The sequence below is a fragment of the Mesorhizobium sp. A556 genome, assembly GCF_054489545.1.
The window spans coordinates 1-23,965 of record NZ_JBTMXA010000007.1 but is presented as its reverse complement, the minus strand read 5'-3'; the positions used below and the strand labels follow the sequence as shown (position 1 = coordinate 23,965).

Annotated in this window: 27 protein-coding genes and 1 tRNA gene; 15 read left to right on the top strand and 13 right to left on the bottom strand. The window is 59.2% G+C overall.

The window, feature by feature from the left end; genetic code table 11:
* Positions 1-31: 31 nt before the first annotated feature.
* The gene (locus ACX3P0_RS15110) at positions 32-709 is read right to left on the bottom strand and encodes an MIP/aquaporin family protein (protein ID WP_459089694.1); all 678 of its coding nucleotides are present in this window, start codon (positions 707-709) and stop codon (positions 32-34) included.
* Between the two features lie 176 nt (positions 710-885).
* Between ACX3P0_RS15110 and ACX3P0_RS15105 the strand changes: the two genes are divergently transcribed.
* The 5 genes from ACX3P0_RS15105 (at position 886) to ACX3P0_RS15085 (ending at position 7,213) form a co-directional block, all read left to right on the top strand.
* A complete protein-coding gene (locus tag ACX3P0_RS15105) occupies positions 886-2,175 on the top strand; it encodes an RsmB/NOP family class I SAM-dependent RNA methyltransferase (protein ID WP_459089693.1) in 1,290 nt (429 codons plus the stop codon).
* Between the two features lie 82 nt (positions 2,176-2,257).
* The gene (locus ACX3P0_RS15100) at positions 2,258-2,716 is read left to right on the top strand and encodes a PaaI family thioesterase (RefSeq protein ID WP_459077889.1); all 459 of its coding nucleotides are present in this window, start codon (positions 2,258-2,260) and stop codon (positions 2,714-2,716) included.
* Between the two features lie 112 nt (positions 2,717-2,828).
* The gene (guaA, locus tag ACX3P0_RS15095; RefSeq protein ID WP_459089691.1) at positions 2,829-4,391 is read left to right on the top strand and encodes a glutamine-hydrolyzing GMP synthase; all 1,563 of its coding nucleotides are present in this window, start codon (positions 2,829-2,831) and stop codon (positions 4,389-4,391) included.
* A gap of 213 nt (positions 4,392-4,604) precedes the next feature.
* The gene (locus ACX3P0_RS15090) at positions 4,605-5,615 is read left to right on the top strand and encodes a ligase-associated DNA damage response exonuclease (RefSeq protein WP_459089689.1); all 1,011 of its coding nucleotides are present in this window, start codon (positions 4,605-4,607) and stop codon (positions 5,613-5,615) included.
* Positions 5,615-7,213 carry a cisplatin damage response ATP-dependent DNA ligase gene (locus ACX3P0_RS15085; RefSeq protein WP_459089687.1) on the top strand — a complete coding sequence of 533 codons (1,599 nt, stop codon included), beginning with the start codon at positions 5,615-5,617 and terminating at the stop codon, positions 7,211-7,213. The genes ACX3P0_RS15090 and ACX3P0_RS15085 overlap by 1 nt, the downstream gene beginning before the upstream one ends.
* 7 nt (positions 7,214-7,220) lie before the next feature.
* On the opposite strand, the gene ACX3P0_RS15080 is transcribed toward ACX3P0_RS15085, so the two are convergent.
* Positions 7,221-8,345 carry a hypothetical protein gene (locus tag ACX3P0_RS15080; protein WP_459089685.1) on the bottom strand — a complete coding sequence of 375 codons (1,125 nt, stop codon included), beginning with the start codon at positions 8,343-8,345 and terminating at the stop codon, positions 7,221-7,223.
* A 329-nt stretch (positions 8,346-8,674) separates the two neighbouring features.
* Between ACX3P0_RS15080 and ACX3P0_RS15075 the strand changes: the two genes are divergently transcribed.
* Together ACX3P0_RS15075 and ACX3P0_RS15070 are read left to right on the top strand one after the other, a co-directional pair.
* Positions 8,675-8,750 (top strand) — tRNA-Thr (locus ACX3P0_RS15075).
* Between the two features lie 255 nt (positions 8,751-9,005).
* The gene (locus tag ACX3P0_RS15070) at positions 9,006-9,788 is read left to right on the top strand and encodes a thermonuclease family protein (protein WP_459089683.1); all 783 of its coding nucleotides are present in this window, start codon (positions 9,006-9,008) and stop codon (positions 9,786-9,788) included.
* A 72-nt stretch (positions 9,789-9,860) separates the two neighbouring features.
* Here the strand turns inward: ACX3P0_RS15070 and ACX3P0_RS15065 are convergent, their stop codons facing one another.
* From ACX3P0_RS15065 to ACX3P0_RS15045, 5 genes are read right to left on the bottom strand one after another with little or no spacing between them, the layout of a single operon-like run.
* Positions 9,861-10,088, bottom strand: a complete 228-nt coding sequence (locus ACX3P0_RS15065; RefSeq protein ID WP_459089681.1) for a hypothetical protein — start codon at positions 10,086-10,088, stop codon at positions 9,861-9,863.
* A 43-nt stretch (positions 10,089-10,131) separates the two neighbouring features.
* Positions 10,132-10,845 (bottom strand): hypothetical protein, encoded by a 714-nt coding sequence (locus ACX3P0_RS15060; RefSeq protein WP_459089679.1) that lies wholly within the window; start codon positions 10,843-10,845, stop codon positions 10,132-10,134.
* Positions 10,838-11,095 carry a hypothetical protein gene (locus tag ACX3P0_RS15055; RefSeq protein WP_459089677.1) on the bottom strand — a complete coding sequence of 86 codons (258 nt, stop codon included), beginning with the start codon at positions 11,093-11,095 and terminating at the stop codon, positions 10,838-10,840. Before ACX3P0_RS15055 ends, ACX3P0_RS15060 begins: the two co-directional genes overlap by 8 nt.
* A complete protein-coding gene (locus ACX3P0_RS15050) occupies positions 11,092-11,364 on the bottom strand; it encodes a hypothetical protein (RefSeq protein ID WP_459089675.1) in 273 nt (90 codons plus the stop codon). The genes ACX3P0_RS15055 and ACX3P0_RS15050 overlap by 4 nt, the downstream gene beginning before the upstream one ends.
* On the bottom strand, positions 11,361-11,702 hold the full coding sequence (locus ACX3P0_RS15045) for a twin-arginine translocation signal domain-containing protein (RefSeq protein ID WP_459089673.1): 342 nt from the start codon (positions 11,700-11,702) through the stop codon (positions 11,361-11,363). Before ACX3P0_RS15045 ends, ACX3P0_RS15050 begins: the two co-directional genes overlap by 4 nt.
* Before the next feature lie 356 nt (positions 11,703-12,058).
* Here ACX3P0_RS15045 and ACX3P0_RS15040 point away from each other — a divergent pair, with 356 nt between their 5' ends.
* The 8 genes from ACX3P0_RS15040 (at position 12,059) to ACX3P0_RS15005 (ending at position 19,536) form a co-directional block, all read left to right on the top strand.
* Entirely contained in the window at positions 12,059-12,289 is a 231-nt protein-coding gene (locus ACX3P0_RS15040; RefSeq protein WP_459089671.1) for a helix-turn-helix domain-containing protein, read from the top strand.
* A 70-nt stretch (positions 12,290-12,359) separates the two neighbouring features.
* On the top strand, positions 12,360-12,890 hold the full coding sequence (locus tag ACX3P0_RS15035; protein ID WP_459089669.1) for a hypothetical protein: 531 nt from the start codon (positions 12,360-12,362) through the stop codon (positions 12,888-12,890).
* A 78-nt stretch (positions 12,891-12,968) separates the two neighbouring features.
* The gene (locus tag ACX3P0_RS15030; RefSeq protein WP_459089667.1) at positions 12,969-13,214 is read left to right on the top strand and encodes a DUF6074 family protein; all 246 of its coding nucleotides are present in this window, start codon (positions 12,969-12,971) and stop codon (positions 13,212-13,214) included.
* Positions 13,215-13,376: 162 nt separating this feature from the next.
* Positions 13,377-13,745, top strand: coding sequence for a hypothetical protein (locus ACX3P0_RS15025; protein WP_459089665.1), 369 nt, complete (start codon positions 13,377-13,379; stop codon positions 13,743-13,745).
* Positions 13,746-13,908: 163 nt separating this feature from the next.
* A complete protein-coding gene (locus ACX3P0_RS15020; RefSeq protein WP_459089663.1) occupies positions 13,909-14,916 on the top strand; it encodes a DUF4214 domain-containing protein in 1,008 nt (335 codons plus the stop codon).
* 1,773 nt (positions 14,917-16,689) lie between these two features.
* The gene (locus ACX3P0_RS15015; protein ID WP_459089661.1) at positions 16,690-16,881 is read left to right on the top strand and encodes a hypothetical protein; all 192 of its coding nucleotides are present in this window, start codon (positions 16,690-16,692) and stop codon (positions 16,879-16,881) included.
* 975 nt (positions 16,882-17,856) lie between these two features.
* Positions 17,857-18,222, top strand: a complete 366-nt coding sequence (locus ACX3P0_RS15010) for a hypothetical protein (protein WP_459089659.1) — start codon at positions 17,857-17,859, stop codon at positions 18,220-18,222.
* A 414-nt stretch (positions 18,223-18,636) separates the two neighbouring features.
* Positions 18,637-19,536, top strand: a complete 900-nt coding sequence (locus tag ACX3P0_RS15005; RefSeq protein ID WP_459089657.1) for a Hint domain-containing protein — start codon at positions 18,637-18,639, stop codon at positions 19,534-19,536.
* Between the two features lie 147 nt (positions 19,537-19,683).
* Here the strand turns inward: ACX3P0_RS15005 and ACX3P0_RS15000 are convergent, their stop codons facing one another.
* The 6 genes from ACX3P0_RS15000 to ACX3P0_RS14975 all read right to left on the bottom strand — a co-directional run.
* Positions 19,684-20,025, bottom strand: coding sequence for a hypothetical protein (locus tag ACX3P0_RS15000; RefSeq protein WP_459089655.1), 342 nt, complete (start codon positions 20,023-20,025; stop codon positions 19,684-19,686).
* A 325-nt stretch (positions 20,026-20,350) separates the two neighbouring features.
* Positions 20,351-20,557 carry a hypothetical protein gene (locus ACX3P0_RS14995; RefSeq protein WP_459089653.1) on the bottom strand — a complete coding sequence of 69 codons (207 nt, stop codon included), beginning with the start codon at positions 20,555-20,557 and terminating at the stop codon, positions 20,351-20,353.
* Between the two features lie 620 nt (positions 20,558-21,177).
* Positions 21,178-22,146 carry a phytanoyl-CoA dioxygenase family protein gene (locus tag ACX3P0_RS14990; RefSeq protein WP_459089651.1) on the bottom strand — a complete coding sequence of 323 codons (969 nt, stop codon included), beginning with the start codon at positions 22,144-22,146 and terminating at the stop codon, positions 21,178-21,180.
* A 673-nt stretch (positions 22,147-22,819) separates the two neighbouring features.
* A complete protein-coding gene (locus ACX3P0_RS14985; protein WP_459089649.1) occupies positions 22,820-23,278 on the bottom strand; it encodes an HGGxSTG domain-containing protein in 459 nt (152 codons plus the stop codon).
* A 16-nt stretch (positions 23,279-23,294) separates the two neighbouring features.
* Entirely contained in the window at positions 23,295-23,693 is a 399-nt protein-coding gene (locus ACX3P0_RS14980; RefSeq protein ID WP_459089647.1) for a hypothetical protein, read from the bottom strand.
* Between the two features lie 13 nt (positions 23,694-23,706).
* Positions 23,707-23,965, bottom strand: a 259-nt coding sequence (locus ACX3P0_RS14975) for a hypothetical protein (RefSeq protein WP_459089645.1), incomplete at its 5' end; no start/stop codon positions are given.

The following is a 23,965-nucleotide window of genomic DNA, read 5'->3' as shown; positions in this document are numbered from 1 at the left end:
GGGCCTTTTTCGCTGGATCTGGAAGGCCCGATCAGTCCTTTTCGAACACGCCGCACTTGGCGACGACGCCGGCAATGGCGCCGCCGATCAGCGGGGCTACGATGTAGAGCCACAACTGGCCGATCGCCACGCTGCCCGAAAACAGCGCCGGCCCGATCGAACGTGCCGGGTTGAGCGAATTGCCCGAAACCGGAATGAAGCCGAAGTGCAGCACCGCCAGCGTCAGGCCGATAATCAGGCCGGCAAGCGGGGTCATGTGCTTGGCGCTGGTCGAAGCCAGGATGACGAGGACAAAGGTGAAGGTGGCGATCATCTCGATCAGGAAGATCGCCGAGACCCCCCACTTCGTCGGGTCCCATGTCGTTGCACCGAGGTTCGTGACCGGATCGCCGACCTTGCCGGCAACGATGGCCCACAAAGCGATGCTGGCAAGAACGGCGCCCACCACCTGCGCGACCCAGTAGGTTATGACGTCCCTGGCGGGCAGCCGGCCGGCGAGGAAGAAGCCCAACGTCACCGCCGGGTTGAGATGCGCGCCCGAAATCGGGCCGATGGCATAGGCGGCCGCGACGAGGCCCATGCCGAAAGCAAGACCGATGCCGATACTGCCAAGCGGCAAGGCATCGCCCATGCCGCCCGTGACGATTGCGGCAGTACCGATGAAAACAAGCAAGAACGTGCCGAGCAGTTCGGCAAAAAATAGCTTCATGTACCCTCTCCTGGTATGGGAATGGATCCGTCCGGGTCCCACCTTCGAATCACCGCGAAAGATTAGGCCTCGCGCGTGACATTGGGAAGCGCGGCTGTTGTGCGGACCCGCTCGCTTGTGCATGCGGGCCGCGCGCTTTACAGCAGAACCGAAATCGACAAACGGCGGCAAACAACATGCGACTTGGCGGAAGGCTGGCGGCAGCCATCGAAGTGCTGGAAGACATCGGCCGGCGGCACCGGCCGGTGGCGGACGCGCTGAAGGATTGGGGCCTGTCGCATCGCTTCGCCGGCGGCGGCGACCGCGCCGCCATCGGCAACATCGTCTATGACGCGCTGCGGCGCAGGCGTTCGGCCGGCTGGCTGGTCGGCGAGGAGACGCCGCGCGCTTTCGCGTTCGGCGCGCTGCTGCTGGAAGGAGGCCGCACGGCGGCATCCCTGAATGCAGCCCTTGAGGGCGACAAATTCGCGCCGCCGCCGCTTGACGATGCCGAATTGAAGGCAATCGAAAGCCGGCAGCTCGACGACGCGCCACCGGAAATCCGCGCCGATATTCCCGACTGGTGCGTGCCGCTGTTCGAGCAGGCTTTTGGCGCGGATTGGGTGGAGGAGGGGGCGGCCCTTGCCGCGCGTCCGCCGCTGGACATTCGCGTCAACACGCTACGAGCCGACCGGGAAAAAGTGCTGGCCGAACTGGCGCAGACAGGCGTGCACGCCAGCGCCCTTGCGCCGCACGGCATCCGCATCGCGCCCATCGAGGCAGACGGCCGCCATCCGAACGTCCAGGCGGAGCCGGCTTTCCAGAAGGGCTGGTTCGAGGTGCAGGACGAGGGGTCGCAACTAGTGGCCGAATTGTCGGGCGCGAAAGCCGGCATGCAGGTTCTCGACTATTGCGCCGGAGCCGGCGGCAAGACGCTGGCGCTTTCGGCCGCGATGGACAATCACGGTCAGGTCTTCGCCCATGATTCCGAGAAGGTGCGCCTCGCGCCGATCTTCGAGCGCATGCGCCGCTCGGAAAACCGCAACGTGCAGGTCGTCACCAAGCCGTCCGAGCTTGCCCCCCTGACGGAGCGCATGGACATCGTCCTCGTCGATGCGCCCTGCACCGGCAGCGGCACCTGGCGTAGGCGGCCCGATGCCAAATGGCGGCTGACGCAAAGGCAACTCGACGCGCGCAAGGCCGAGCAGGCGGCGATCCTCGATGCAGCCAAGGCCTTCGTGAAACCCGGCGGGCTGCTCGTCTATATTACCTGCTCGGTCTTCGAGGAAGAAAACGCCGCCCAGACTGCCGCTTTCCAGAGCCGTGCTCCTGAATTTACGCCGGTCGATCATGCTGCGCTGTGGCTCGCCCATTTCCCAGGCCATGAGGCCGCGGCGCGGATCGACCCGGCAGGCGGGATTTCGCTGTCGCCGGCCCGCAGCGGCACCGATGGCTTCTATTTCTGCGCCATGCGCCGATCCGGCTGATTGCTGCATCGCAGCATTCTGCGATTGCCTGCCGTGGCGTCCTCTGCGATAAGCCGGCTATCGCAGCAGCGAGGATAAGGCTATGGCGGCAAAGATCGTACCGGCCCCGGATTACGAGGAGCGTGTTCGCGCCTCCTTCGCACGTCAGCAGGTCATGACGACCATCGGGGCCGAATTGACGCTGGTGACGCCCGGCATCATAGAAATCGAGATGCCCTATTCGCCGGCGCTGACCCAGCAGCACGGTTTCCTGCACGCCGGCGTCATCTCCACGGCGCTGGATTCGGCCTGCGGTTACGCCGCCTTTTCGCTGATGCCGGAAGATGCTGGCGTTCTGACCATCGAGTTCAAGGTCAATCTGCTGGCTCCCGGCAGAGGCGAACGCTTCCTGTTTCGCGGCTCCGTTACCAAGCCCGGCCGCACCATCCTGGTTGCCGATGGGCAGGCCTATGCCATCGCCGCCGATGGCGAGGCGCGCCTCATCGCCACCATGACCGGCACGATGATGACGGTGGTGGGCCGCGACGATATCGACGGCTGACGGGTTTCACCGGACGAAATCTGCTGTTGATGCGCGCATAAGGCGTCTTGTGCGACGTTCGGGCCACGCCAAACCCATTGCGCCGACTCAACTTCTTCTCTAAACGCCCGCCATGAAGACAGCCAATCACTCCGACACCGTTCTTATCATCGACTTCGGCAGCCAGGTCACGCAGTTGATCGCCAGGCGTGTCCGCGAGGCCGGCGTCTACAGCGAGGTCGTGCCGTTCCAGTCGGCGCAAGAGGCCTTTGACCGGGTCAAGCCCAAGGCCGTTATCCTGTCGGGCAGCCCGCATTCCACCGTCGACATCGGCAGTCCCCGCGCACCCGAAGCTATATTCAAGGTGGGCATCCCCGTGCTTGGCATCTGCTATGGCGAGCAGACGATGTGCGCCCAACTGGGCGGCAAGGTGGAAGCCGGGCACGAACGCGAATTCGGCCGCGCCTTTCTCGAGATCGAAGACGACTGCGCCCTGTTCGACGGCATCTGGGCAAAAGGCACGCGCCATCAGGTCTGGATGAGCCATGGCGACCGCGTCACCGCCCTTCCGGCGGGCTTCAAGGTAGTCGGCACCTCGACCGGCGCGCCCTATGCAGCCATCGCCGACGAGGCACGAAATTTCTACGCCGTCCAGTTCCACCCCGAGGTGGTGCACACGCCCGACGGCGCCAAGCTGTTGCACAATTTCGTCCATAACATTGCCGGCTTGCGTTCCGGCTGGACCATGGCCGCCTATCGCGAACAGGCTGTCGAGGCGATCCGCAAGCAGGTCGGCAAGGGCAAGGTCATCTGCGCGCTTTCGGGCGGCGTCGATTCTTCCGTGGCCGCCCTTTTGATCCATGAAGCGGTTGGCGACCAGCTTACCTGCATCCTCGTCGACCACGGCCTGATGCGCAAGAACGAGGCGGCCGACGTCGTCGCCATGTTCCGCCAGCATTACAATCTGCCGCTTATCCTGGTCGACGCGGCGGACCGCTTCATCGGCGCTCTGGAAGGCGAGAGCGATCCGGAAACAAAGCGCAAGACCATCGGCCGGCTGTTCATCGAGGTGTTCGAGGAAGAGGCCGAAAAACTGGGCGGCGCCGAATTCCTGGCGCAAGGAACGCTCTATCCCGATGTCATCGAAAGCGTGTCGTTTACCGGTGCGACCTCGTCGACGATCAAGTCGCATCACAATGTCGGCGGCCTGCCCGACCGGATGAACATGCAACTGGTCGAGCCGCTGCGCGAACTGTTCAAGGACGAGGTCCGGGTGCTCGGCAAGCAGCTCGGTCTGCCCGAAAGTTTCATCGGCCGTCATCCTTTCCCCGGCCCCGGCCTGGCGATCCGCTGCCCCGGCGGCATCACCCGCGAAAAGCTGGAAATCCTGCGCGAAGCCGATGCCGTCTATCTCGACGAAATCCGCAAGGCCGGCCTCTACGACGCCATCTGGCAGGCCTTCGCGGTGCTTTTGCCGGTGCAGACGGTGGGCGTCATGGGCGACGGGCGCACTTATGAGTTCGTCTGCGCGCTACGCGCCGTCACCTCGGTCGACGGCATGACGGCGGATTTCTATCCCTACGACATGGCCTTCCTCGGCCGCGCCGCCACCCGCATCATCAACGAGGTAAAGGGCATCAACCGCGTCGTCTACGACGTAACAAGCAAGCCCCCCGGCACCATCGAGTGGGAATGATTTCTGCCCATCCGGACGTCGCTGACAGAACGCCAGTGCGCGACCTAAGGCATTGAAATAAAATATGTCGGGAGTGATCGGCGTTTACTGGTAGGTCGAGTTCGGACGTGACGGCCTGCTGACGGGCCTTGGTCTGATTGTGCCTCTTGAATGTGTCGCAGGAGTATTGGAACACCGGCTTTCCCTCCAGCGATAAAACCCTATCTTTGCAGCATGCGCGCCAGCGACCTGCTTCATCCCCGTCCCGAAGGCCTTTATTGCCCGCCCGGTGATTTTTTCATCGATCCGGTCCGGCCGGTCGATCGGGCGCTGATCACGCACGGCCATTCCGACCATGCCCGCGCCGGTCATCGCTCGGTGCTGGCGACGCGGCAGACGCTGGACATCATGGCGCTGCGCTATGGCGAAGGTTTTGCCGGAACCACGCAGGCCGCGAAACTCGGAGAGCCGATAGCGCTGGGCGGTGTCACCGTCAGCTTCCATCCTGCCGGGCATGTACTGGGTTCGGCGCAGATCGCAGTCGAGCATCAGGGCATGCGCATCGTCGCTTCCGGTGACTACAAGCGCAGGCTGGACCCAACCTGCCAGCCGTTCGAGGTGGTGCCCTGCGACGTGTTCATCACCGAGGCGACCTTCGGGCTGCCGGTGTTTCGCCATCCGCCGGACACGCGCGAGATCGCGACCCTGCTCAAATCGACTGAACAATTTCCCGAGCGGGCGCATCTGGTCGGCGCCTATGCGCTGGGCAAGGCGCAGCGGGTCATGCGGCTGTTGCGCGATGCCGGCTATGACCGACCGATCTATATCCATGGCGCGCTGGCAAGGCTTAGCGAATACTATCAGGGGCAGGGCATCGACCTGGGCCGGCTGGAGCCGGCCACGGTGGAAAACGGCGGCAAGGGCGATTTCGCCGGGGCCATCGTCATCGGTCCGCCGTCGGCCTTTGCCGACCGCTGGGCGCGGCGCTTTCCCGACCCAGTTTCGTGCTTCGCCTCGGGCTGGATGCGCATTCGCCAGCGCGCCCGCCAGCGCGGCGTCGAACTGCCGCTGATCATTTCCGACCACGCCGACTGGGACGAGTTGCTCCTGACGATCCGCGAGACTGGAGCCGGCGAAGTCTGGGTTACGCATGGCCGCGAGGAAGCGCTGGTGCGCTGGTGCGAACTGCAAGGCATCGAGGCGAAACCGCTGCATCTCGTCGGCTATGAGGATGAGGGGGACTGATGAACCGCTTTGCCGAACTCCTCGACCGGCTGGTGCTGACGCCGTCGCGCAACGGCAAGCTTACGCTTTTGACCGACTATTTCCGCACCACGGAAGATCCGGATCGCGGGCTGGCGCTGGCGGCGATTACCGGCGACTTGAAAATCGCCGCGGTCAAGCCGGCCATGCTGCGCGCGCTGGTGACCGAGCGCATGGACCCGGTGCTGTTCGGCTATTCCTACGACTATGTCGGCGACCTCGCCGAAACCGTGTCGCTGGTGTGGCCGCCATCGCCGTCCGCCATTCCGAACCACGCACCGACGCTGGCCGAAGTCGTGGAAAAGCTACAGGCGGCAAGCCGCTCCGACGGGCCGAAAGTGCTGGCCGGGCTGCTCGACAGCGCGGATATCGACGCGCGTTATGCCATCATCAAGCTGGTCACCGGCGGCTTGCGCATCGGCGTTTCGGCCAGGCTTGCCAAGCAGGCGGTCGCCAATCTCGGGCCCGTCGATGTCGCCGAGGTCGAGGAACTGTGGCACGGGTTGGCAGCGCCCTACGCCGAGCTTTTCGCATGGCTGGAGGGCAAAGCGGACAAGCCGGAAAGGACGGCCAAGGCGCTGTTTCGCCCGGTCATGCTTTCCAATCCGGTCGGGGACAACGACCTCGAAAAACTCGATCCTGCCGATTATGCGGCGGAGTGGAAATGGGACGGCATCCGCGTACAGGCTGTGGCCGAAGGCGGCGTGCGCCGGCTTTATTCGCGTACCGGCGACGATGTATCTGGTGCTTTTCCCGACCTTGCGGACGCGATGGATTTTTCCGCGACGCTCGACGGCGAATTGCTGGTCGGCACGCCGTCAAGCACCGGCACCTTTTCCGACCTGCAACAGCGGCTGAACCGCAAGGCGGTCTCGCCAAAGATCATGCAGCAATATCCGGCCTTCATGCGTTGCTACGATTTGCTGCAAGAGGGCGACGAGGATTTGCGCGGTCTTCCGTTTCGCGAAAGGCGCAGCCGTCTCGACGCTTTCGTGAAAACGCTCGATCCGGCCCGCTTCGACCTGTCGCCCTTTGTGGCTTTCGAGGATTGGCATGATCTCGAGAAACTGCGCAGCGCGCCGCCGCATCCGATCATCGAGGGCGTGATGCTGAAACGCTGGGATTCGCCCTATCTCACAGGGCGGCCGAAGGGTCCGTGGTTCAAATGGAAACGCGACCCGCACACGGTGGATGCCGTGCTGATGTATGCGCAGCGCGGGCATGGCAAGCGCTCGAGCTTCTATTCCGATTACACATTCGGCGTCTGGTCGGGGCCGGAAGGCGCGCAAGAACTGGTGCCGGTGGGAAAAGCCTATTTCGGCTTCACCGACGAGGAACTGAAACAGATCGACAAATATGTCCGTGACAACACGATCGAGCGCTTCGGCCCGGTGCGCTCGGTGCGCGCCGACCGCGACAATGGGCTGGTTCTGGAAGTGGCGTTCGAGGGGCTTGCCCGCTCCACCCGCCATAAATCGGGCGTCGCAATGCGCTTTCCGCGCATCTCGCGGTTGCGCTGGGACAAGCCGGTAGCCGAGGCCGACCGTATCGAGACGCTCAAGGCGCTGCTCGATAATTGAGCTGCTGTTATTCAGCGATAGAGACGCGGATCTGGTAAATGTCCACCGATTTGCCACCCCCGCCGAAATCGGAATTGACGGCGATGGTACCGGCGGCTCCGGGATGCTTGTCGGGGAACTGCACGTCGAACAGATATTCGTTGCGCTCGTTGCCGACCACGTATCGCTTGCGCCCGCAATCGCCCATATCACCGAAATTGCAGTCGACCGACATCTGCGTTTCCTTGCCTTCCTCGGCACGAGCCAGAATGTCGAAGACGGCGTGCTTACCGGCCAGGCTTTCCAGAATGCCTTGGCCGACGTCGAAGCTGATTGCCGATCCGGAGGCGCCCGAGCGGATGCGCAAGAACGACCCGGTATCGTCCTTCATGACTTCGGCCCCGGCGTCGGCCGGTGCGCTGACCAGCGTGGGGTCGCTTGGCGAAAAGACCGTAATCCATTCGCGCGCCTCGTCCGCCTGGCCGGGCTTGAGCGGAACGCCCGGTGCTGCCGGCTGTTCGCCTTCGGCCGCCGAGGGCGAGGAGCCCGGCTGCACCGGCATCTTCAAGGCGCCGGACTGCAAGGCCCACCACAGGCCCGCGCCGAGTATGGCAAGCAATGCCAAGCCGAAAAGCAGGCCGAAAGAGGGCAGGCGGCGGCGCGCGGCGCGGCGCTCGTCCCTGTCGGGCATGACTTCGACGCCGCCATTGCCGCCGGCTTCCGACGCCGTGGAACCTGCAAGGATCGGCTCCAGCGCGATGTCGGGCACCGGCAGCGAGCCCGTAGCGGGAATGTCGAGCGAAGCCGTGCGATCGGCTTCCAACGCCGGATCCCGGTCGGAGACAGGCTTGTCCACGGTCGGTTCCGGCCCGACGCTCACCGACGGCGCTTCGACGGCCGAAGCCTGTCGGCCGACGGTTATTTCCGGCGCGACCACGGCCACGGCCGGCAAATATTCCGATTCGATTTCGGCAATCTTCGCCTGCATCGACTTGCGGCGTTTGATCGCAATCTCGACGGTCGTCCCCGGATTGGCCTGCAGCGCCCGGTCCAGCGCCGCGAAAGCCGACCGGTAGACCTTTTCACGAAAGGCGCGATCGTCGGCATTTCCCTTTTCGAAGGCATTCCGGATCGCTTTTTCGATCGGGTCCAAGAAAGTTCCTCCGGGCGTCGTCCGCGTTGCCATGATCGTTAAACGCAGGCGGCCAGTCAATCAACGCCCTAACGGCGCATTCGTTTCGCGACAGGCGCGTGCGTCCCCTTGTTTCGTACACTCACCGGCACATTCAGGCCCGAAAGGAAGCGACCCGGTGCCCCAAAATGCCCGAGGCTCCGCGGATTTGTTCGCGACCTCGCACCGGCCGCCAAACCCGGAAGTGAGCCACCTGCGCACGCCGTGCATGAATTGACGATAACCCATCTTGAATTTCCGCGGGCTTCCGTCTATCACCCACCGCAACTTGGAGGCAGCAGCTTCCAGGCGCCGCTTTAGCTCAGTTGGTAGAGCACGTCATTCGTAATGACGGGGTCAGGTGTTCGAGTCACCTAAGCGGCACCATTTTTTCTCCTTTAATTTCAAGTTGTTATCTTTAGTCGACGGTTTCCTTCGCCGGCATTCGCGCCGTTGGGGCACCCCCAGGGCACCCCGAGGATCAATTTCAGCCCAAATGGCTTAAGCCGATATCTGCAATTTGCGGATCGGGCTTATGGTGATGTTTACGGCCTTGGTGCTTATCTCTGCCGCATGGGCAAGGTGGTACGATATCGGCGTGGGCGGCAACGGGGCCGGTCATCCTACGCGAGCTTTAAGCTTTTGACGCTCTGCGTTGCGCTTGGCGCACTGGTTGTCGGCTATACGGCCGATGACGGACTGACCGCCCTCCGAACCATCGTTCCCGCAATCGCTCACGACTTACCCTCATCCGTGAGGGAAAGTCCTATTTCCAGCGGCCCGTCGCTGACAGGCCGCGCCACGGTCATAGATGGTGACACAATTGAGATTGCCGGGCAGCGGATTCGATTCAACGGCATCGATGCACCGGAAAGCTCCCAGCGCTGCCAGAACGCAGCCGGCAAGGCTTACGCATGCGGAAGGAAGGCAGCCAAGGCGCTGGATGAGTTCCTGGCCGTGTCCCGCCCGGTCACCTGCCAGTTTGTCGAGTGGGACCAATACGGCCGATTCGTCGGAAATTGTGTGAGAGCGGACGGTAGATCGGTGCAGGAATGGGTTGTCGCGAACGGTCACGCGCTCGATTGGCCTCGATATTCAAATGGGGCTTTTGCGGCGCAGGAGGCACCTGCGAAAATTTCACGGCTTGGCGTTTGGCAGGGCGAGTTTCAAAAGCCATGGGAATGGCGAGTCGCACAGAGAAGGCAGTCCGAGCCGGCAGCCGTTGCTGCCGGTCCTGGTATTTCCCTCATGGGCAAGAGTGGTTGCAGCATCAAAGGCAACATCAGCGCGAAGGGCGAACGCATCTATCATGTGCCGGGACAGAAATATTATGATCGAACCCGGATTTCGAGCAGCAAAGGCGAGCGTTGGTTCTGTTCCGAAGGTGAAGCCAGCACGGCGGGCTGGAGAAGGGCCAAGCGGTAGTTCGGCCACCTCTAAGACGTTGGGCGATCAGGCCCGCGCTAACGGTGACCACGAAAAGCAGGTCGAGATAGGTCATAGGCCTTGCCCGCCCTCGATAAAGCCCGGCTCGTCCTGTTCTGCCGCGTCGTCTTCCAGATCATCACGGCTACCGTGAGAGGGCTCGAAATCGTCGTCAACCTCTCTGTCATCCATGAGCCGATGATCGAAGCCGGCAAGGTCCGGCTCCCTGTTTTCGTCGCCGTCGATTTCATCGAGCAACAGAAGCAAATCTTCAATTACGTTCTCGATCAGTCCGCGCATGGCCGGTGTCACGGTGATGAACTCGATTGGTTTCGGGTGGGGTTCATTGGCCGCGCAAGCCTCCCCGCTTAACCACTTCGGCCATCTCGCTCGCAACGCGATAAAGCATCCGCTCGGCAACATCGGTCGAAACCGGATCGAAAACTTCAAAGTCGGACTGGTCGAATGCGACGGCGGCGACCTTGACGGCAAAGCCCTCCAGCGTCGCCGCCTTCACCTTGTGGATTGCCTTCATCAGCCTGACGGCCTCACCATGCTTGGCCATGAATGCTCTACGAACAGGCTCGTATCCAGTCTGTCGGGATATTCCCCGCCAAGCCTTTTTGATTTCCGGCGTGAACACATCAACTTTGTTTAGCCCGGCATCTTCTCTCGCTGTCGCAAAAACACGTTGAAGCTTTTTCCATTCCCGCTCCAGCGGCCTGCATTCTGCCTTAGCTTGTTCGAACTGCTTGCCGAGTTCGATCAGATGCGCGTCGGGGCGCTCACGAACCGCGAGTAACGCCAAGGCTTCATCTAGGATGCCACCGTCACCAGCACAATCCAGCGCAAAATCACCATAGCGAGTAAACGCTATCACCTTGGCGGCGAAGTCCCGCGCGCTAGTCGATGGAGCCGCCAGCATGCGTTTTTCGAGGATGCTGCATTCATCGAGCAGGCCGGTGGCAACATCCTCTCCGATAGACAGGTCGGCGGCCTGCTCGTACTTTGCCTCGAATTCGCGGAATAGGGCCATGATCGGAGAGAGGTCAGCCATTGCGCTGCCCTCCCGTCATGCGCTTAGGCCGAGCCTGTTCAAGCGCAACTGTCATTTCGCTTGCGATGCTTTCGGCAAGCTCCATCACGCTGGCGAGGCTGGACGTGACGTTGTCTCGGTATTTGCCGTCACCAACATTGTCGAGCGACCGTGCGGCCTGTTCACAGACGGTAAGCAGCGCGCAAAGTTGGTAGCCACGGTTTATGATGACGGGTTCGCCAAGATAGTCGGCAGCGGTGAAGGCGCTCATTTTGCACCGCCTTCCTTGTCTACGATATTGCTTTCGTGGATTTCATCCCACCGCGCCTTGACCGCCCTCAACAAATTCTCGGAGTGGTAGACGGCGAAATGGACGAGGCGCACTTCACCATCGGTCAGCCGATATGTCGTCCTGTCCATATCGGCCAATGGTACGAATGCCTTCTCCACCTGTTCAGACGCGATTGCCGCCATGCTCAGAGCGTCTTCAAGCTCGCTTTCGAGGTCGCGATAGTCGAGGGGTTCCCGTGGGGTGTTCATGCTGCATCCCCTTCCAGGGCGAACATGTTATCGTCGCGCGTCAAGCACCCGCTGGGCCGAATGCCGATCATCCGGCAATCTTGATGGTTGGCATACTTTGCAATGGCCATAATGGCTGTGTCCCAGCCGCCATCCTCCCGAACGAGCCGTTCCAACTCGCGCAGATGCCAGATGGCTTGTTCACGCGATGTCATTTCCGGCTCATCTGCGACAGCCGGGACAGCCGGGACAGCCACGGCAAGAGCGGCACCAGCCGTTGCCGTGTTGAGCAGAAAGCGTCTGCGGTTGATTTCAGGCATAGCTTCAGCGGTCGCCCGCGTGGCGTCGTTCGATTTCATATCGCTTCTCCGTTGGTTCGAAAGGGTGGGGCTAGGCTGCGAGGCTTGCCAATTCAGTTTCGAGTTTCCGCCGCATGGTCACAATGTCGTAGCGCAGGGTCTTGTATTGCAGAGCGTCGATTTCAGCCCTGACAGCGGCAGCGCGGCGCTCGGAGACTGTCAGTCCATCCTTTGCCTCAGCCCATGCCATCTTGAGGTCGTGGCATAGCTTCGCCGGCGGCCTGAACAGGGGTGTTCGGCATTGGGTTGCTCCTGATAAGCGAAATCCGTTGACTATTAACGCTTATCGTTGAATTAAGCTCATGTCAACGGTTATCGTTTATGATAGAAGAAAATCGTTGAAGTGAGTGGGATGCATGATCACCAAAGAGCAATCACGAGCCGCGCGCGGGCTAATCGACTGGTCGCAATCCTACTTGGCGCAAAAGGCTAATCTGGGGGAAAGCACTATTCGCGACTTCGAGAAGGGCAGACGCGTGCCGAGTATCAACAATCTCGCAGCCATCCGCACCGCCCTCGAGGCGGCCGGCGTCGAGTTTATCGCTGAAAACGGCGGTGGCGCCGGCGTCCGCCTCGCGAAGCCTTGAGGATGCCAATCATGGCCATCTACAGCCCGAAAGACAATTCGAGAACTGAGGCGGGCAACGGTTCCAGCTTGTGAAGAAGCACACTAGGCCGCCGGAGGATCAAGGTGGCTGGTTCGGTATTTCATTGGCGCTGCTGGAGAGCCCTGCCTATCGAACATTGAGCCTGAACGCCCGTCGAGCGTTCGATCGGTTGCTTATTGAGCATATCGGGCACGGACGCCTTGAGAACGGCAGGCTCACCGTCACCCACGAACAGTTTATAGATTACGGCGTGACGCTCGATTTGATCGCGGATGCCTTGGACGAGATGATTTACAAGGGTTTGCTGAGGGCTGAACGCGGCAAGGCGGGCAACGGCACGGCGCATCCTACCGTGTTCACACTAACCTTTGACGGCATCTATGACGGAGCGTCGGCTTCGAACGAGTGGAAGAAATTCACGATGGCCGAAGCGCGGCTATGGTCCGAAGCCGTACGCAAGCAAAAGGCTGAGATGCGCGCGAAGGTAGGTCGCAAGAAAAAATCCTCGCTTGGAGATGTCCAAATCCCCCCACTTGGAGATTTCCAAATTCGTCGCCTAAAATCAGGCGACGGCAGATGACCAATCGTGTAAAATCAATGACTTGCGAATTTGGAGAAGTCCAAGTGCTATATATACTATGGCCCTAGGAGGCATGGCATGACCTGCATCATCATCCCGTTCCCAGCAGCCAAGCGCATCGGCAAAATCCGCCACACGGCCCAACTGCTTTCCGAGCGGTCCGGCAAGGGTGCCGAGCACTATTGGCGGCAGGTGATCGGCGGCATGCGCTCGCAGATGGTGACAGCCCAGCTTGATCCCGACGTGATCGATGCCGAGTTGCTGGCGTTCGCGGATCAGGTGATCGGTACTATCCACGAAATGGGCTGTGACAGGCGGGCTTGAGGTGGTGGCGAACGAGATTTCTACGAACGGTCGACCGAAGAAATGAAAGCCGCCGAATGAGCCTGATCCACAAAGAGCGACGTGACCCCGAAAGAACCGTCTTAATTAACTGACTCGACTCCCCCTTCTCTATCTGGTTTTCTGATAGAGGGAGGGGTTGTTATGGAATTTCCGCTAGTGGCGGGCATCGGTGTTGCTAGTAATGCCGATAGTACAGTCAGATTGACTTTCGAGGATCAGGGTGGAGCCCTGCATGCCCACTATCTGGATCAGGCCACCGCCCTATGGTTGTTGTCCGAACTGGCGAAGAAACTCGAAACAGGAAGCTTGGCCCCCATATCTCGGGATGATCTTCGTCCTGGTGTGGCAATGCGGGTGGTTGGTGTTCTGCCGTCACCACATCCTGACGGGGCGCAGGTTGTCCTTCTTGCGGAAGTCGATGGTCGTCAGGTGACTGTTCCCTTCGTACTCTCCTTTGATCAGATCGAGGATATTTCTGCGGCAAGCAGACGCCCAGCGAATGACGGTTGAGCGCATGACGTTCGACGTCTTCTTCCTGTACGCTTTCCCGATGATCGTTGCTGTTGTCGCTTTCGTGTGGGTCGTCTATGACAAGCTCCATCCCGGCGAATAGCGGTTGATCCGCTTCCAAACTCGACGCTAAGGTGAAATGGGTTTTCTAAGGGAGGGGAATATGGCTAGATTTGAAGCGTCTGTAGCAGTCGATATGATAAATCCCGATGTTTATTACGGGACCGTTGTCGACGCGACTTCAACGCAAATAGTCATTTCAGATGGCTTCAACAGCAGCGTCTACGAGGGCTATGGATTCATCTATTCGGGATACACCGTCACGGGCGGGACACTGACTGGGTATTACGCGTATCAAGGCTCGCTTCTGGTTGGCCAAGTATCCGATTTCTCAATCCCCGCTCCGATTGCCTACGCCTACATCCAACAGAACAATTTGGCTGGGCTTTTCCAAATTGGTTTGTCCGGCGATGATCTTATTTTGGGGTCAGCGTATAGCGACGCATTGGCCGGATACGGCGGCCACGATGCCATCGACGCCGGATATGGAGACGATATCGTTCTCGGTGGTTACGGAAACGACATTATAGATGGCGGACCGGGAACGAACTACATAGACGGTGGCCCAGGCTTGGACACATCGTTCTACAGCGGCTTTTCCTCATCCTATCAATACCGTCTAAACAGTGACGGATCGGTCGATGTCACAGACGCTGGTATGATTTCTGACCATCTCGGTTCCGTCGAAAGACTGATGTTTTCGGACGGTGTGCTTGCCTTCGACCTCGACGGTAACGCCGGCCAAGCATACCGGCTCTACCAAGCCGCATTCGACCGCGTCCCAGATACGGAAGGGCTGAGCTACTGGATTGGGCGGCTCGATTCTGGGACAACCAACTTGGCTGCGGTGGCCGACAGCTTCATCCATTCCCCCGAATTTATGCAGACCTACGGAACGCCTGAAACAGTGGGCAATGCGCAATACGTCGAGCTGCTCTACAATCACACCCTCGGTCGAGTTTCGGATCAAGAGGGCTACAACTATTGGGTGGACAAACTTGACCATGACGCCACCAATCGCGGCGACTTGCTCGCGTTCTTCTCGGAAAGCGACGAAAATTACGCTCGCGTCGAACCCGACATTCATGACGGAATTTGGTTCATCGCCTGACGCTATTCGGGGTGATTTCAAAAGTACGGAAATTCGTTCTTTCGGCGGCGCGGTCGGTATCGGAGCGCCCGCTTGTGCGGGCTAGTACAAAACGGCTGATTGGATTGTGCATGGCAGGAGTGACCGGACACTACCGTTTACGCGTTTCTGGCTAAGCCATTCGCTACCTTCACGGAACGCGTTTGAGCCGATGCCATACTAGCCGGCAGATGCATCAAAACTGGCCGTGCCGAAAAAACCCTCGACTCCACCGCTCATCTCGGCGCAACACTGATGATGGGCAGGGGAAATTATGAAGACAGGCGCATTTTTACTAGGCGCTGCCGTGATACTCGGCGGCTGTACGACCAATTCTTCGAACACACACAAAGACCCGACAGGAGAGAGCACCCTCAATCTGTGTCGTGTACTCGCCACCAATCCAGATCAGGCCTATCGGACTGAGGTTGCCAAATTACTGGTCCGACGTGGGGCATCACTTGATAAGTGCAATAGGCTTGTCGCTGCCGATAATGCCCTTGCCACTGGAATAGCAATCGGTGGTGCGGCAGCTGCTGCGGGCGCTGTGGCTGCAAACAACGGATACGGGGGTGGCGGATATAGCCCATCCTACGGAGTGGCTTGGGACCAATTCTACAACGAATATTACCAACTTATCTGGCGTTGCCGAGACCGTGCCTCCGGTCGATTCGTCTACGATTATTATTGCAGCAGCAAACCTATGAATGATTTCACCTGGCCCGGCTGGAGTGCTTGACGACCTCGATTAGCTCCTGCGGCCCCCACCACCGGAGCCTGTCAAACTCTTAAATCATTATACCCGGTATCTTTTCCAGAGGCCCCTCGCTGCGAGGATAGCGGGACGGACTGCGCATAAGCCATCGACATTGCGGCGTCTCTCGGCATGCTTATTCGCGGGCGGATCGAGCAACCAATGAGGACCCATCTCAATGTCATTTGCCCGCGCCTCTCAACACGCAAATTCTGCATCCCGGATGCGCGCTATCGTGCGCTACCGAGGTATGACATGCCAAGGCTATCCCCTTTGGACCGAAGACGAAGACAGTGCATGTCGTCGGCTTCATCCTGATTACAAAGCTCTTCGGGTCGCACTACCACGTCGCTCATTGAGCGCCATTAAAACACGTTGCGGAGTATTGAATTTAACCTGTCCATCGCAATTTTGGACTGGGCAAGAGCAATCGAGGCTTCGTAAGATGTATCCGACATCATCGCCGGCAGATCTACGTACAGCGTTTCCTCATAGGTCCCGCAGAAGTTTGGAGGATCGCGCAAGAGCAATGAGGGTGTATCGGGCGAAGCAGCCTTATCGGCCCACTCATGATCGGCTTCTGGACGAGTTGCGCGGCGAATGCTTCCGGCGAAAGATCACAATGCCGGACCTCGATGTCATCGCGAATAGCAAAGGATATTTCAGCTGCAAATCCTGGCGCGGCAACCGTGGACGCATAGACATGAATCGAATTGTGAAAGCCATCCAGGAACTTGACGGAAAAATCTCCGTCGAGTGGGGTGAAATGTAGGCAGCGCCCTACTACAAATGGTGATGGTGCGTGGCTTAGCAACGCGCCATCATCACCCATACATCAGGGAGATACCCCACCAGGCTTCTTCGTCCCACCCGTGGATAAAACCATAGGGTATCCGCCCCTACCTCCTGCCATCACGCCGTTTTAACCCCTTTCCACGCCAGAATTGTCCACGGTGCGCGCCATGGCTCGATAATGCCTCCTAACTGAAATGGAGGTTCTCATGATACCCGCTCAAATTGTTTTCATTGTCACCGTTTGCCTGACAGTCGTCAGCGGAATTGCTGCCACATCAATTGTCATTTTCGGGGATACTCGCCGAAACATGGGGCAGCGTACGGTTGCTGAAAAATTCGCACAGATCGCCCTAATCGGGGCGCTGGCGATTGCTGCAATGCTGGGAACCAGTTCATGAAACAGATGGTTTTCTGGTCAAGGTGATGTTCACCGCAACGCGATGTTTAGCTTGCGAGCGCTGGCTCTGCTCGGAGGCTGAGCGCGGCAGGCGGGTTTGCGATGCGCGAAGCGGTGACTCGACAGCCTTCCAAGCCTGGAGCATTCTGCCCGTGGGTGGGAGGATAATATGGTCAAGCTGCTATTCGTGGCCGCGCTTGTGTTGGCGCTGCCGCAGCCGGATATTCCATGGAGCCAACGGCCAATCCCGGTGGAGGGTTGCTGCAAGACATGCTCAAAGGGTAAGGCCTGCGGTAATAGTTGCATCTCTCGGGACAAGACCTGCCACAAAGGTTCGGGCTGCGCTTGCGATGGATAAGACACCGCCTCCTTGGCCTATCGCTTGGGTGCTAGTCGGCATGGGGCTGGGTGTCGTGATCGCTTTAGCGACATGGTGGATGAAATGACTGAGATTTCTACAACGGCTTGATGCCCTCTCAGCTTGCCCCCAAATAAGCGTCGCAAGCGTCGCAAGCGTCGCAAGTGTCACAGCTTGAGCGAGCAGCCTCCCACCAGGCTGCTCAACAAAAAGCCCCTAGACCGTAGCTGTACTTGCCAAGGAAGCGCAGGAAACGGACTTCAAAGACGCGCCTCGGGGAACACGTCACAAAGCCTAACGGAAGGAAAAGCTGGTCCACAAGAGCGGACAAATATGTTGCAAACTCCGTGGCCTGCTGCCTTGTGGACTGCTCCCCTGGATCGCTAGCCACATGCGACCGCAAAAATGCGCCGCTCCAGGGAGCAGGGCCTTCGACTCCTGATCGGCAGAGGAACTTTCTAGCTGGCGAGTTGCAAAAAATAGTGCAGCGGACAACTTGTCCACCGCGTCCTTCGTTCACTTCCGCGACGGCCGATGTGGCTGGATCGACCGGGTACGCAGTACGCCAGTAAAAGCTCTCAGGTGGCACCATTTCCGGAAGCCCTAAACGAGGCCGAGATGGACATGGCGGAAATTCGGTTCCGCGCCGAACGCCGTCTTGGTGAATTGTGGGAAGCGCAAAAGGCAGCGCATGGAACCGCGCAGGGCAGGCGGTCTGACTTGGGTTTTTCTGAAACCCAAGTTGCTAGCGCGCCCATAACCCTTGCCGAAGCCGGCATTGATAAGAATCTTGCTGATCGCGCCCGCAAGTTCGCCGCGATACCGGATGATGAGTTTGACGGGATCGTTGGCGACTGGCGCGAAAAGGTTCTATCCGACGCCCGAAAGCCTGATCGCGGAAATTGCGATGCGGTGGAAGCCACGCGCTTCCGCGATATGGGAGCCGCGCGCCGGAGTCCGCATGTCCGAGCAAAGGCACGGTGATTTCTGGCTGCGCCTTATTTGGCGTCGCTAATACCAAGGCATGCCTCAAGCTTTGGGCAAGAAGCATAAGCGCCTTTGTATACCACCTCCTATCGGATCATCCAGCAATTCTGGCCAATGCGGAACGCTCTGCATATGGTCGCGCAAACAACTTATCTCCCGCGCTACTAATCCTCTCTAGCGCCGCGTTCAGCGAACCCATGTGCAGCGCGTCAGACTATAGGTTGCCACGTCAAGCGCAGCCATCCATCCGCTACACCTTCAGTGCATCTTTCCTTCCGGAGGAGATCAATTGAGGTATTCGATGGCCCTTCTGCGGCGCAACACCCCACCAATGAGGAAATTGAAGCCGTGCGGTTAAGACCCTAATATGTGCTTCGGGGCTCATGCAAGATTGCAACAATGGGAGGAACCATGACACCCGACCCCAATCTTCCACCCAGCAACTCCCTGAGCCGGATTGACGAAGCACGGCGTCATTTTCTTGGCGTTGCGGCAGCGGTGACGGCCAGAGCCGCTGCCGTCGGTGTCCTGGCTGTAACGGTCCTGCCGTCATTGGCAAATGCTCAGAACAACCAGGGCAATAATAACAACCGAGGCAATAATAAAAATCGAGGCACTAATTATAATAATAATCACGGCAAGAACAATAACCAAGGCGGTGGCAATGGACCGCGTTGTTTCCTTCGCGGCACCTCGATCCTGACCCCGTCGGGCGCGGTGCGCATTGAGGATCTCCGGAGAGGCGATCTCGTTGAAACATTGGACGGCGAGGCCTTGTCGGTGCTGTGGATGGGTCGTCAGATCTACCGGAAGCGCAGCCGCTCCTGGCCAGAGACGGTCATGCCTATCCGCGTGGCGCGTGGCGCCCTTGCCGAGCAGACGCCGCATTCGGATCTCTATCTGTCGCCCGGGCACGCCCTGTTCATCGATGGGGTTTTCATCCGGGTCAAGGACCTAGTCAATGGCACCTCGATTGCCCCTGTCTTTCCCGACGACCGAGAGGTGATCGAGTACTTCAACCCGCTGCTCGCCACCCATCAGGCGATCCTGGCCGAGGGCGTTCCGGCCGAGACCTTCTTGTTTCGCGACCGCGACTACGAGAATTTCACTAACTTCGTTGAATTTGAGCGCCTCTACCCCGACGGCCTGGGATCTATGAAGCCCTATGCCCCCATAGCCAGTGAGGGAGGCGGCCTCGCCCATCTGAAGGCGCTCCTTGGCCTTGCGGCATTTCCGTTTGCTCCGGTGCGCAATCCCATTGCGGATGCCTACCGGCGACTGACGCTGCGCGCGGAGGAACTCGCCAGCTAGAAAATCCCTCTGCCGATCAGGAGAAAAAGGCGATTGAGTAATGGTCGCGCCCAGCCGGACGGCCTAACACCCGACTGTTTCGGTTGCGAAATGAATTGACGGTCCCGCGCCCTTGAGGCGGGTTTTGCATTTAGGCATCCAAAGGCATCAGCCCTTATTACCGCAAGGCTCGGTTTTATCTTCTGCCTTTGCTGCAGCGGTTTGGTCGCCATGCTGTTGTGCTTCAACATCCTGTTGAGAGGTCGCGACGTTCTTATCCTCCGCCATCGGCATGTTGCTACCGTCCTTCTGAGGGCTGGCAGCGGCGTCCTTATTTGGCTGGACTTCCAAAGGAGCTTTGGTGCCGTCTTTGGAAATCGGAGGCGTCTTGGTTGCATCGGCGGAGTTGCTGGTTGAGGTCGTCGTGTCCGCGCAATCTGCCATTGCCAAGCCGCCGGAAAGCAGCAGCGCGGTGGTTGCGGCAGTGGCAATCTTTGTGAAAGTGTTCATTGGGTTGTCCTCTTCGTTGCGATGAAGGACAATTTGAAGTGCGGTCGTTGGTTCCGCGTCACGTCATCACGTTTTATCGTGCGAATGCTGCGGATCGGACGGGATGAGGTGCTCGTCTGCCATTTCGTTGGCCAGGAAGGGAAACCGGGAAAATCCTCCTGTTCACCGTACCGTCGGGCCCGGTTGACACGACCCGCAGCAGGACAAGAACGCGGCATTGCGGAAAAGGTTCAGAGGTCGCCAGTCTCGCGGTAGATGCTGGCAGCGTGCCGAACCGAGCGCCTTGCGGCGAATTAATCATCGACCACCAGCTTCGTTTCGCCGGTTACCTCGACTTTTCGGTATCAGCCGGTGGAAGCGTTTCCGCTGTAGCGTTTGCACCAGAGTTTGTCGTCGGAGAAGGCATCAATCCAATCGTTTCGATGAACGAGGCGATCAACAGACCCGCGAAAAACGTACCTGCGACTGCGGCGGTCCACTTCATGATCTTTCTGATGCGACGCAAATCCTGAGGAGGCAGGTCTTTCGCCATGGCGACTGTCCTTTCTGCAGTTCGACGCAGGGCAACGTGCCGTGACGGGCGTAGTTCCTCACCTATTCAGCAGGATAGAGCAGCCCGGTAGCTCGCCCATTCTTGTGCCGGCCGCATACCCAATTCGGATGAATTGGCCTCTCTATGTGGTGATGGTACACTACCTGTTCCGCCAGCCGTCTCACGGTGAGGCCCGGTCCACTCTCTGGCATGTTAGTGGCCGGGCCAACTCTCTGGCAGCCAGTTGCAAACCCCTGCGAAGGGGATAGTTTCATGGGCGCTGCCGATCCCAAGCAGAAGAGCAGCAGCCCGGTCGAATCCATGCCCTCCCGGTGCAATGAGCGACCGGGCACCATCTCCCGGATTGATGTATGCCCCACGATGATCAGAGCGACCCCATGAAGCCCGACAGAAAGGCCTCGCGCGCGGGCGCGTATTGGTCCGAGAAGTCATCATCTCGGACGTTGTCGAGCGCCCTCTTTTAGGGCTTCCGGAAATGGTGCCACCTACAAGCTTTTACCGGCGTCTCGGTCATGCATCCACCACCGCGCCATCCGCATTGCTGGCGACGAGTGAAGCGGTGACTCGACAGTGGGCGAAAAGCTATCGCTCGTCGCATCCTACCGAATGACAGGTTCTCCATGAAACCGCCTGCGGGATGGCCTGGAAACGCCAAAGCCTATTTCCATCATGAGTCGGGGAGCCCGTTTTGGCACTGTTCCCATGTGAAAGCCAAATGGGTCTTCGACAAAGCCCAAGCCCGCTTCTCCAGTCAATGTGATAGCGTTGTCAGCACCATAAGCGTCGAGCACCTCTTCAGCAGAATGTCCTACGAGAAGCGTCAGTTGGTGCTTGATTTTCCGCCGGTTGTGACTGCCACGAACATAAATATGTGGCCCGCAATCATTGTCTACATCGGATAGATAGAAGAAAAACTTCAGCATCCGCCAGTCATCGAGATCGAAGTGGAATTTATCCAGCGAAGCGAGGTTCTTTTCAGCATCTGAAACGGACTTCGTTGGAAAGCTCCACCAGACGCGCGTCGTGATCAGCTTTGCCTGAGCGCCGAGATAATATGCCGCCACTTCGTGCAGAAGAGGATCTTGCTGGACCGCAAGAGCGGCATCACATTTCAAGATCCGCTCGAAATAGTGCCCACTGAGTAGAGCGCGTCCGTAACGGCTTTCAGCACCAAGGTGATCTGCCGGAAGAAATTCAAACCGGCGGTCAAAATTACCGAAACATGGAGTTTGTCTTCCGAAACGGGCAATTTCGTCCTGGACCGACGATGGCAGGGAGAGCCCAGAAAAAAGTCCATCGGACCGCAAGGAGTCGACAATGACCTTCCGGTTTGCACCAGTGAACATGGTTTCCGTCGTACCGGTGGTTGGGTTGAACGGCTTTGCGCCCCGCCAATGAATGCGTCGCCCTGGCATTGTCCGCGCGAGTACGAACATCGGCAGCCATGCAGGGTTTTCTCGCACGTCGGTCAGGTAGGTAGGAATTCGAGCCGCGATCCGGCGGAGAGGGCCGGCATTGCGCGCTATAGCTTCAAGGGAGTGGTTGCCGGGACTCGTAGGTTTTGGCATGCAAATTTCTCGCTGAATACACGTGCTGCCACCCACCGGAGCCTTTAAGCTAACCGTGTGACGATTACGTGGCAATGCAGCATGAGCAGAATTGCAGGTTCGCCGACAACTCTAACCGACAAGCGGGTTACCGAGCGTTGCGTTGGAGGCCGCCCGCTTCAATTCTGGTGAGGACAGAGCAAGCAGCTTCTGCCCGGTGCTGCGGTAAGTGGGTTAGCTCGAGGCCGGCGAGGATAGCGGGTTTGCCGAGGGCATTGTCCCGCACGGTCCACGTCCCATTACCTTCGCGGGTGCATTGATATCTTGCTGCATTAGACATCCCGCAGAGATAGGGCGGCCGTCAACCGCTCCAAATCAACCTCTGTTGCAGGCTGTTACAGCGCTGCAATCGTCGCGCGCGTGGTGGTTCTAGGAATTATGCTGCCTGGGGGCTGTTAGCCGGCGCTAGGTGCCGTATCGGAAGGTGCACACCCTATCCCACGCGTATTGCGTAGAAACGGTCCCACCCATGGGGTCAAATCAATCACGCCAGTCGATAGGTCCGGCCTCCGCTCGCGTGGTGACTTCGGATTAATCGGGCAGGCAATCGATGTCCGCGTTAACTCCCGTAAAAATGGGCTCTCTCATGGGGTTGTAGGGAGCCGGCCATTTCGTCGGGACCGTCACCGCTAAGTCAGCCGGCAGATGATGCCTGTGCCGCATGGTATTCGCGCCACCTTCTGCGCTGGGCTTCTGCAATCCGGTCGCGTCCTTGAATGGTTTTCGGCCCCGTGGACATTCCACCATGGAATTTGCACCGATTACGCCCGGGAAGCGCCTTTGCGCGGCACGGAGCGCCCTTTCTGGTCTTGGCTCCGCACAGAGAAAGGCCGTCTTCGCCGTGAGGGCTGTTACCTGCCTGTAAAAATAGTTCCACCCGTGAGGTGTTAGGCGGCAGGACGCGGCCCAGTTCGAATGCAGAACGAAATCTGTTCACTGCCCAACCGCCGATGACCCCGGACAAGCCCTCATGGTATTTGACCGTGTTGACGTGGACACCTGCGGTACGAGCCAGATCACGCTGGGACCATCCGGCAGCAGAGCGCCATGCCTTTAGCTCGGCAGCGGTTCGGAAATCGTAATCGATAATCATCGCCACCCCCCTCTGACTATTGGATGGTATGCGACGTGCTGGGGGAGACGGCGGCTTCGCGTGTGATGCCGGCCGCGTGCTGCACGGATAACTGAAGGGTGGCGACGGCTTTCCGCAGGAGGTCTTGCGCCTTCCAGAAGGCTTCGCTGGCAGCTTCCCCGTTTCCATTCGCTTCATGCAGCATGGTGACGCTGTGCAGGGAGTAGGCCGCTATGATGGCCGCGAACAGGCCATTGGTCAGCACGCCGAAGGACGGCTCGTCTTCCGGTTGCCAGTCCTCGACTTCCTTGATGCACTCCCTGAAACGGGCTGCTGCCTCATCGGAAAAGAAGCTATCGACGGCCATATCGCTGTAGGCATCCATTTCCGCGATCAGATCACGAAAGACGAGCATCTCGGGGACTTTCTCTGTCATTGGTGTTCTCCGTTCAATCGAGATGGATCTTCGGCAACGGCGTCGGCTGTTGCTGGTTGACCTGCTTTTCGGTGCCCATTGCTGCCGCTACCCTGGCCGCGTTGCCGTAGTGCGAGGCAAGGAGTTTCCAGACGCCTTCGTCGGGCCGCGACTGAGACTTGGACAGGAGTGGTCTGCCCCCTGAAAAGTGGTCCTCCCTTATGTATGGCTTTTGAGCCGATGGAGGACTTAAGAAATGGCCAGAAAGAGACACAGTGCGGAAGAGATCGTCA

Excerpts from the sequence above, each read along its gene's own strand:
- guaA (WP_459089691.1), top strand. The coding sequence starts at position 2,829 with ATGAAGACAGCCAATCACTCCGACACCGTTCTTATCATCGACTTCGGC.
- ACX3P0_RS15020 (WP_459089663.1), top strand. The coding sequence starts at position 13,909 with ATGGCTAGATTTGAAGCGTCTGTAGCAGTCGATATGATAAATCCCGAT.
- ACX3P0_RS14995 (WP_459089653.1), bottom strand. The coding sequence starts at position 20,557 with ATGGCGAAAGACCTGCCTCCTCAGGATTTGCGTCGCATCAGAAAGATC.
- ACX3P0_RS15110 (WP_459089694.1), bottom strand. The coding sequence starts at position 709 with ATGAAGCTATTTTTTGCCGAACTGCTCGGCACGTTCTTGCTTGTTTTC.
- ACX3P0_RS15045 (WP_459089673.1), bottom strand. The coding sequence starts at position 11,702 with ATGAAATCGAACGACGCCACGCGGGCGACCGCTGAAGCTATGCCTGAA.
- ACX3P0_RS15060 (WP_459089679.1), bottom strand. The coding sequence starts at position 10,845 with ATGGCTGACCTCTCTCCGATCATGGCCCTATTCCGCGAATTCGAGGCA.
- ACX3P0_RS15055 (WP_459089677.1), bottom strand. The coding sequence starts at position 11,095 with ATGAGCGCCTTCACCGCTGCCGACTATCTTGGCGAACCCGTCATCATA.
- ACX3P0_RS15025 (WP_459089665.1), top strand. The coding sequence starts at position 13,377 with ATGGAATTTCCGCTAGTGGCGGGCATCGGTGTTGCTAGTAATGCCGAT.
- ACX3P0_RS15065 (WP_459089681.1), bottom strand. The coding sequence starts at position 10,088 with ATGCGCGGACTGATCGAGAACGTAATTGAAGATTTGCTTCTGTTGCTC.
- ACX3P0_RS15085 (WP_459089687.1), top strand. The coding sequence starts at position 5,615 with ATGAACCGCTTTGCCGAACTCCTCGACCGGCTGGTGCTGACGCCGTCG.
- ACX3P0_RS14980 (WP_459089647.1), bottom strand. The coding sequence starts at position 23,693 with ATGACAGAGAAAGTCCCCGAGATGCTCGTCTTTCGTGATCTGATCGCG.
- ACX3P0_RS15100 (WP_459077889.1), top strand. The coding sequence starts at position 2,258 with ATGGCGGCAAAGATCGTACCGGCCCCGGATTACGAGGAGCGTGTTCGC.
- ACX3P0_RS15050 (WP_459089675.1), bottom strand. The coding sequence starts at position 11,364 with ATGAACACCCCACGGGAACCCCTCGACTATCGCGACCTCGAAAGCGAG.
- ACX3P0_RS15000 (WP_459089655.1), bottom strand. The coding sequence starts at position 20,025 with ATGAACACTTTCACAAAGATTGCCACTGCCGCAACCACCGCGCTGCTG.
- ACX3P0_RS14985 (WP_459089649.1), bottom strand. The coding sequence starts at position 23,278 with ATGATTATCGATTACGATTTCCGAACCGCTGCCGAGCTAAAGGCATGG.
- ACX3P0_RS15030 (WP_459089667.1), top strand. The coding sequence starts at position 12,969 with ATGACCTGCATCATCATCCCGTTCCCAGCAGCCAAGCGCATCGGCAAA.
- ACX3P0_RS14990 (WP_459089651.1), bottom strand. The coding sequence starts at position 22,146 with ATGCCAAAACCTACGAGTCCCGGCAACCACTCCCTTGAAGCTATAGCG.
- ACX3P0_RS15005 (WP_459089657.1), top strand. The coding sequence starts at position 18,637 with ATGACACCCGACCCCAATCTTCCACCCAGCAACTCCCTGAGCCGGATT.
- ACX3P0_RS15105 (WP_459089693.1), top strand. The coding sequence starts at position 886 with ATGCGACTTGGCGGAAGGCTGGCGGCAGCCATCGAAGTGCTGGAAGAC.
- ACX3P0_RS15090 (WP_459089689.1), top strand. The coding sequence starts at position 4,605 with ATGCGCGCCAGCGACCTGCTTCATCCCCGTCCCGAAGGCCTTTATTGC.
- ACX3P0_RS15015 (WP_459089661.1), top strand. The coding sequence starts at position 16,690 with ATGATACCCGCTCAAATTGTTTTCATTGTCACCGTTTGCCTGACAGTC.
- ACX3P0_RS15040 (WP_459089671.1), top strand. The coding sequence starts at position 12,059 with ATGATCACCAAAGAGCAATCACGAGCCGCGCGCGGGCTAATCGACTGG.
- ACX3P0_RS15010 (WP_459089659.1), top strand. The coding sequence starts at position 17,857 with ATGGACATGGCGGAAATTCGGTTCCGCGCCGAACGCCGTCTTGGTGAA.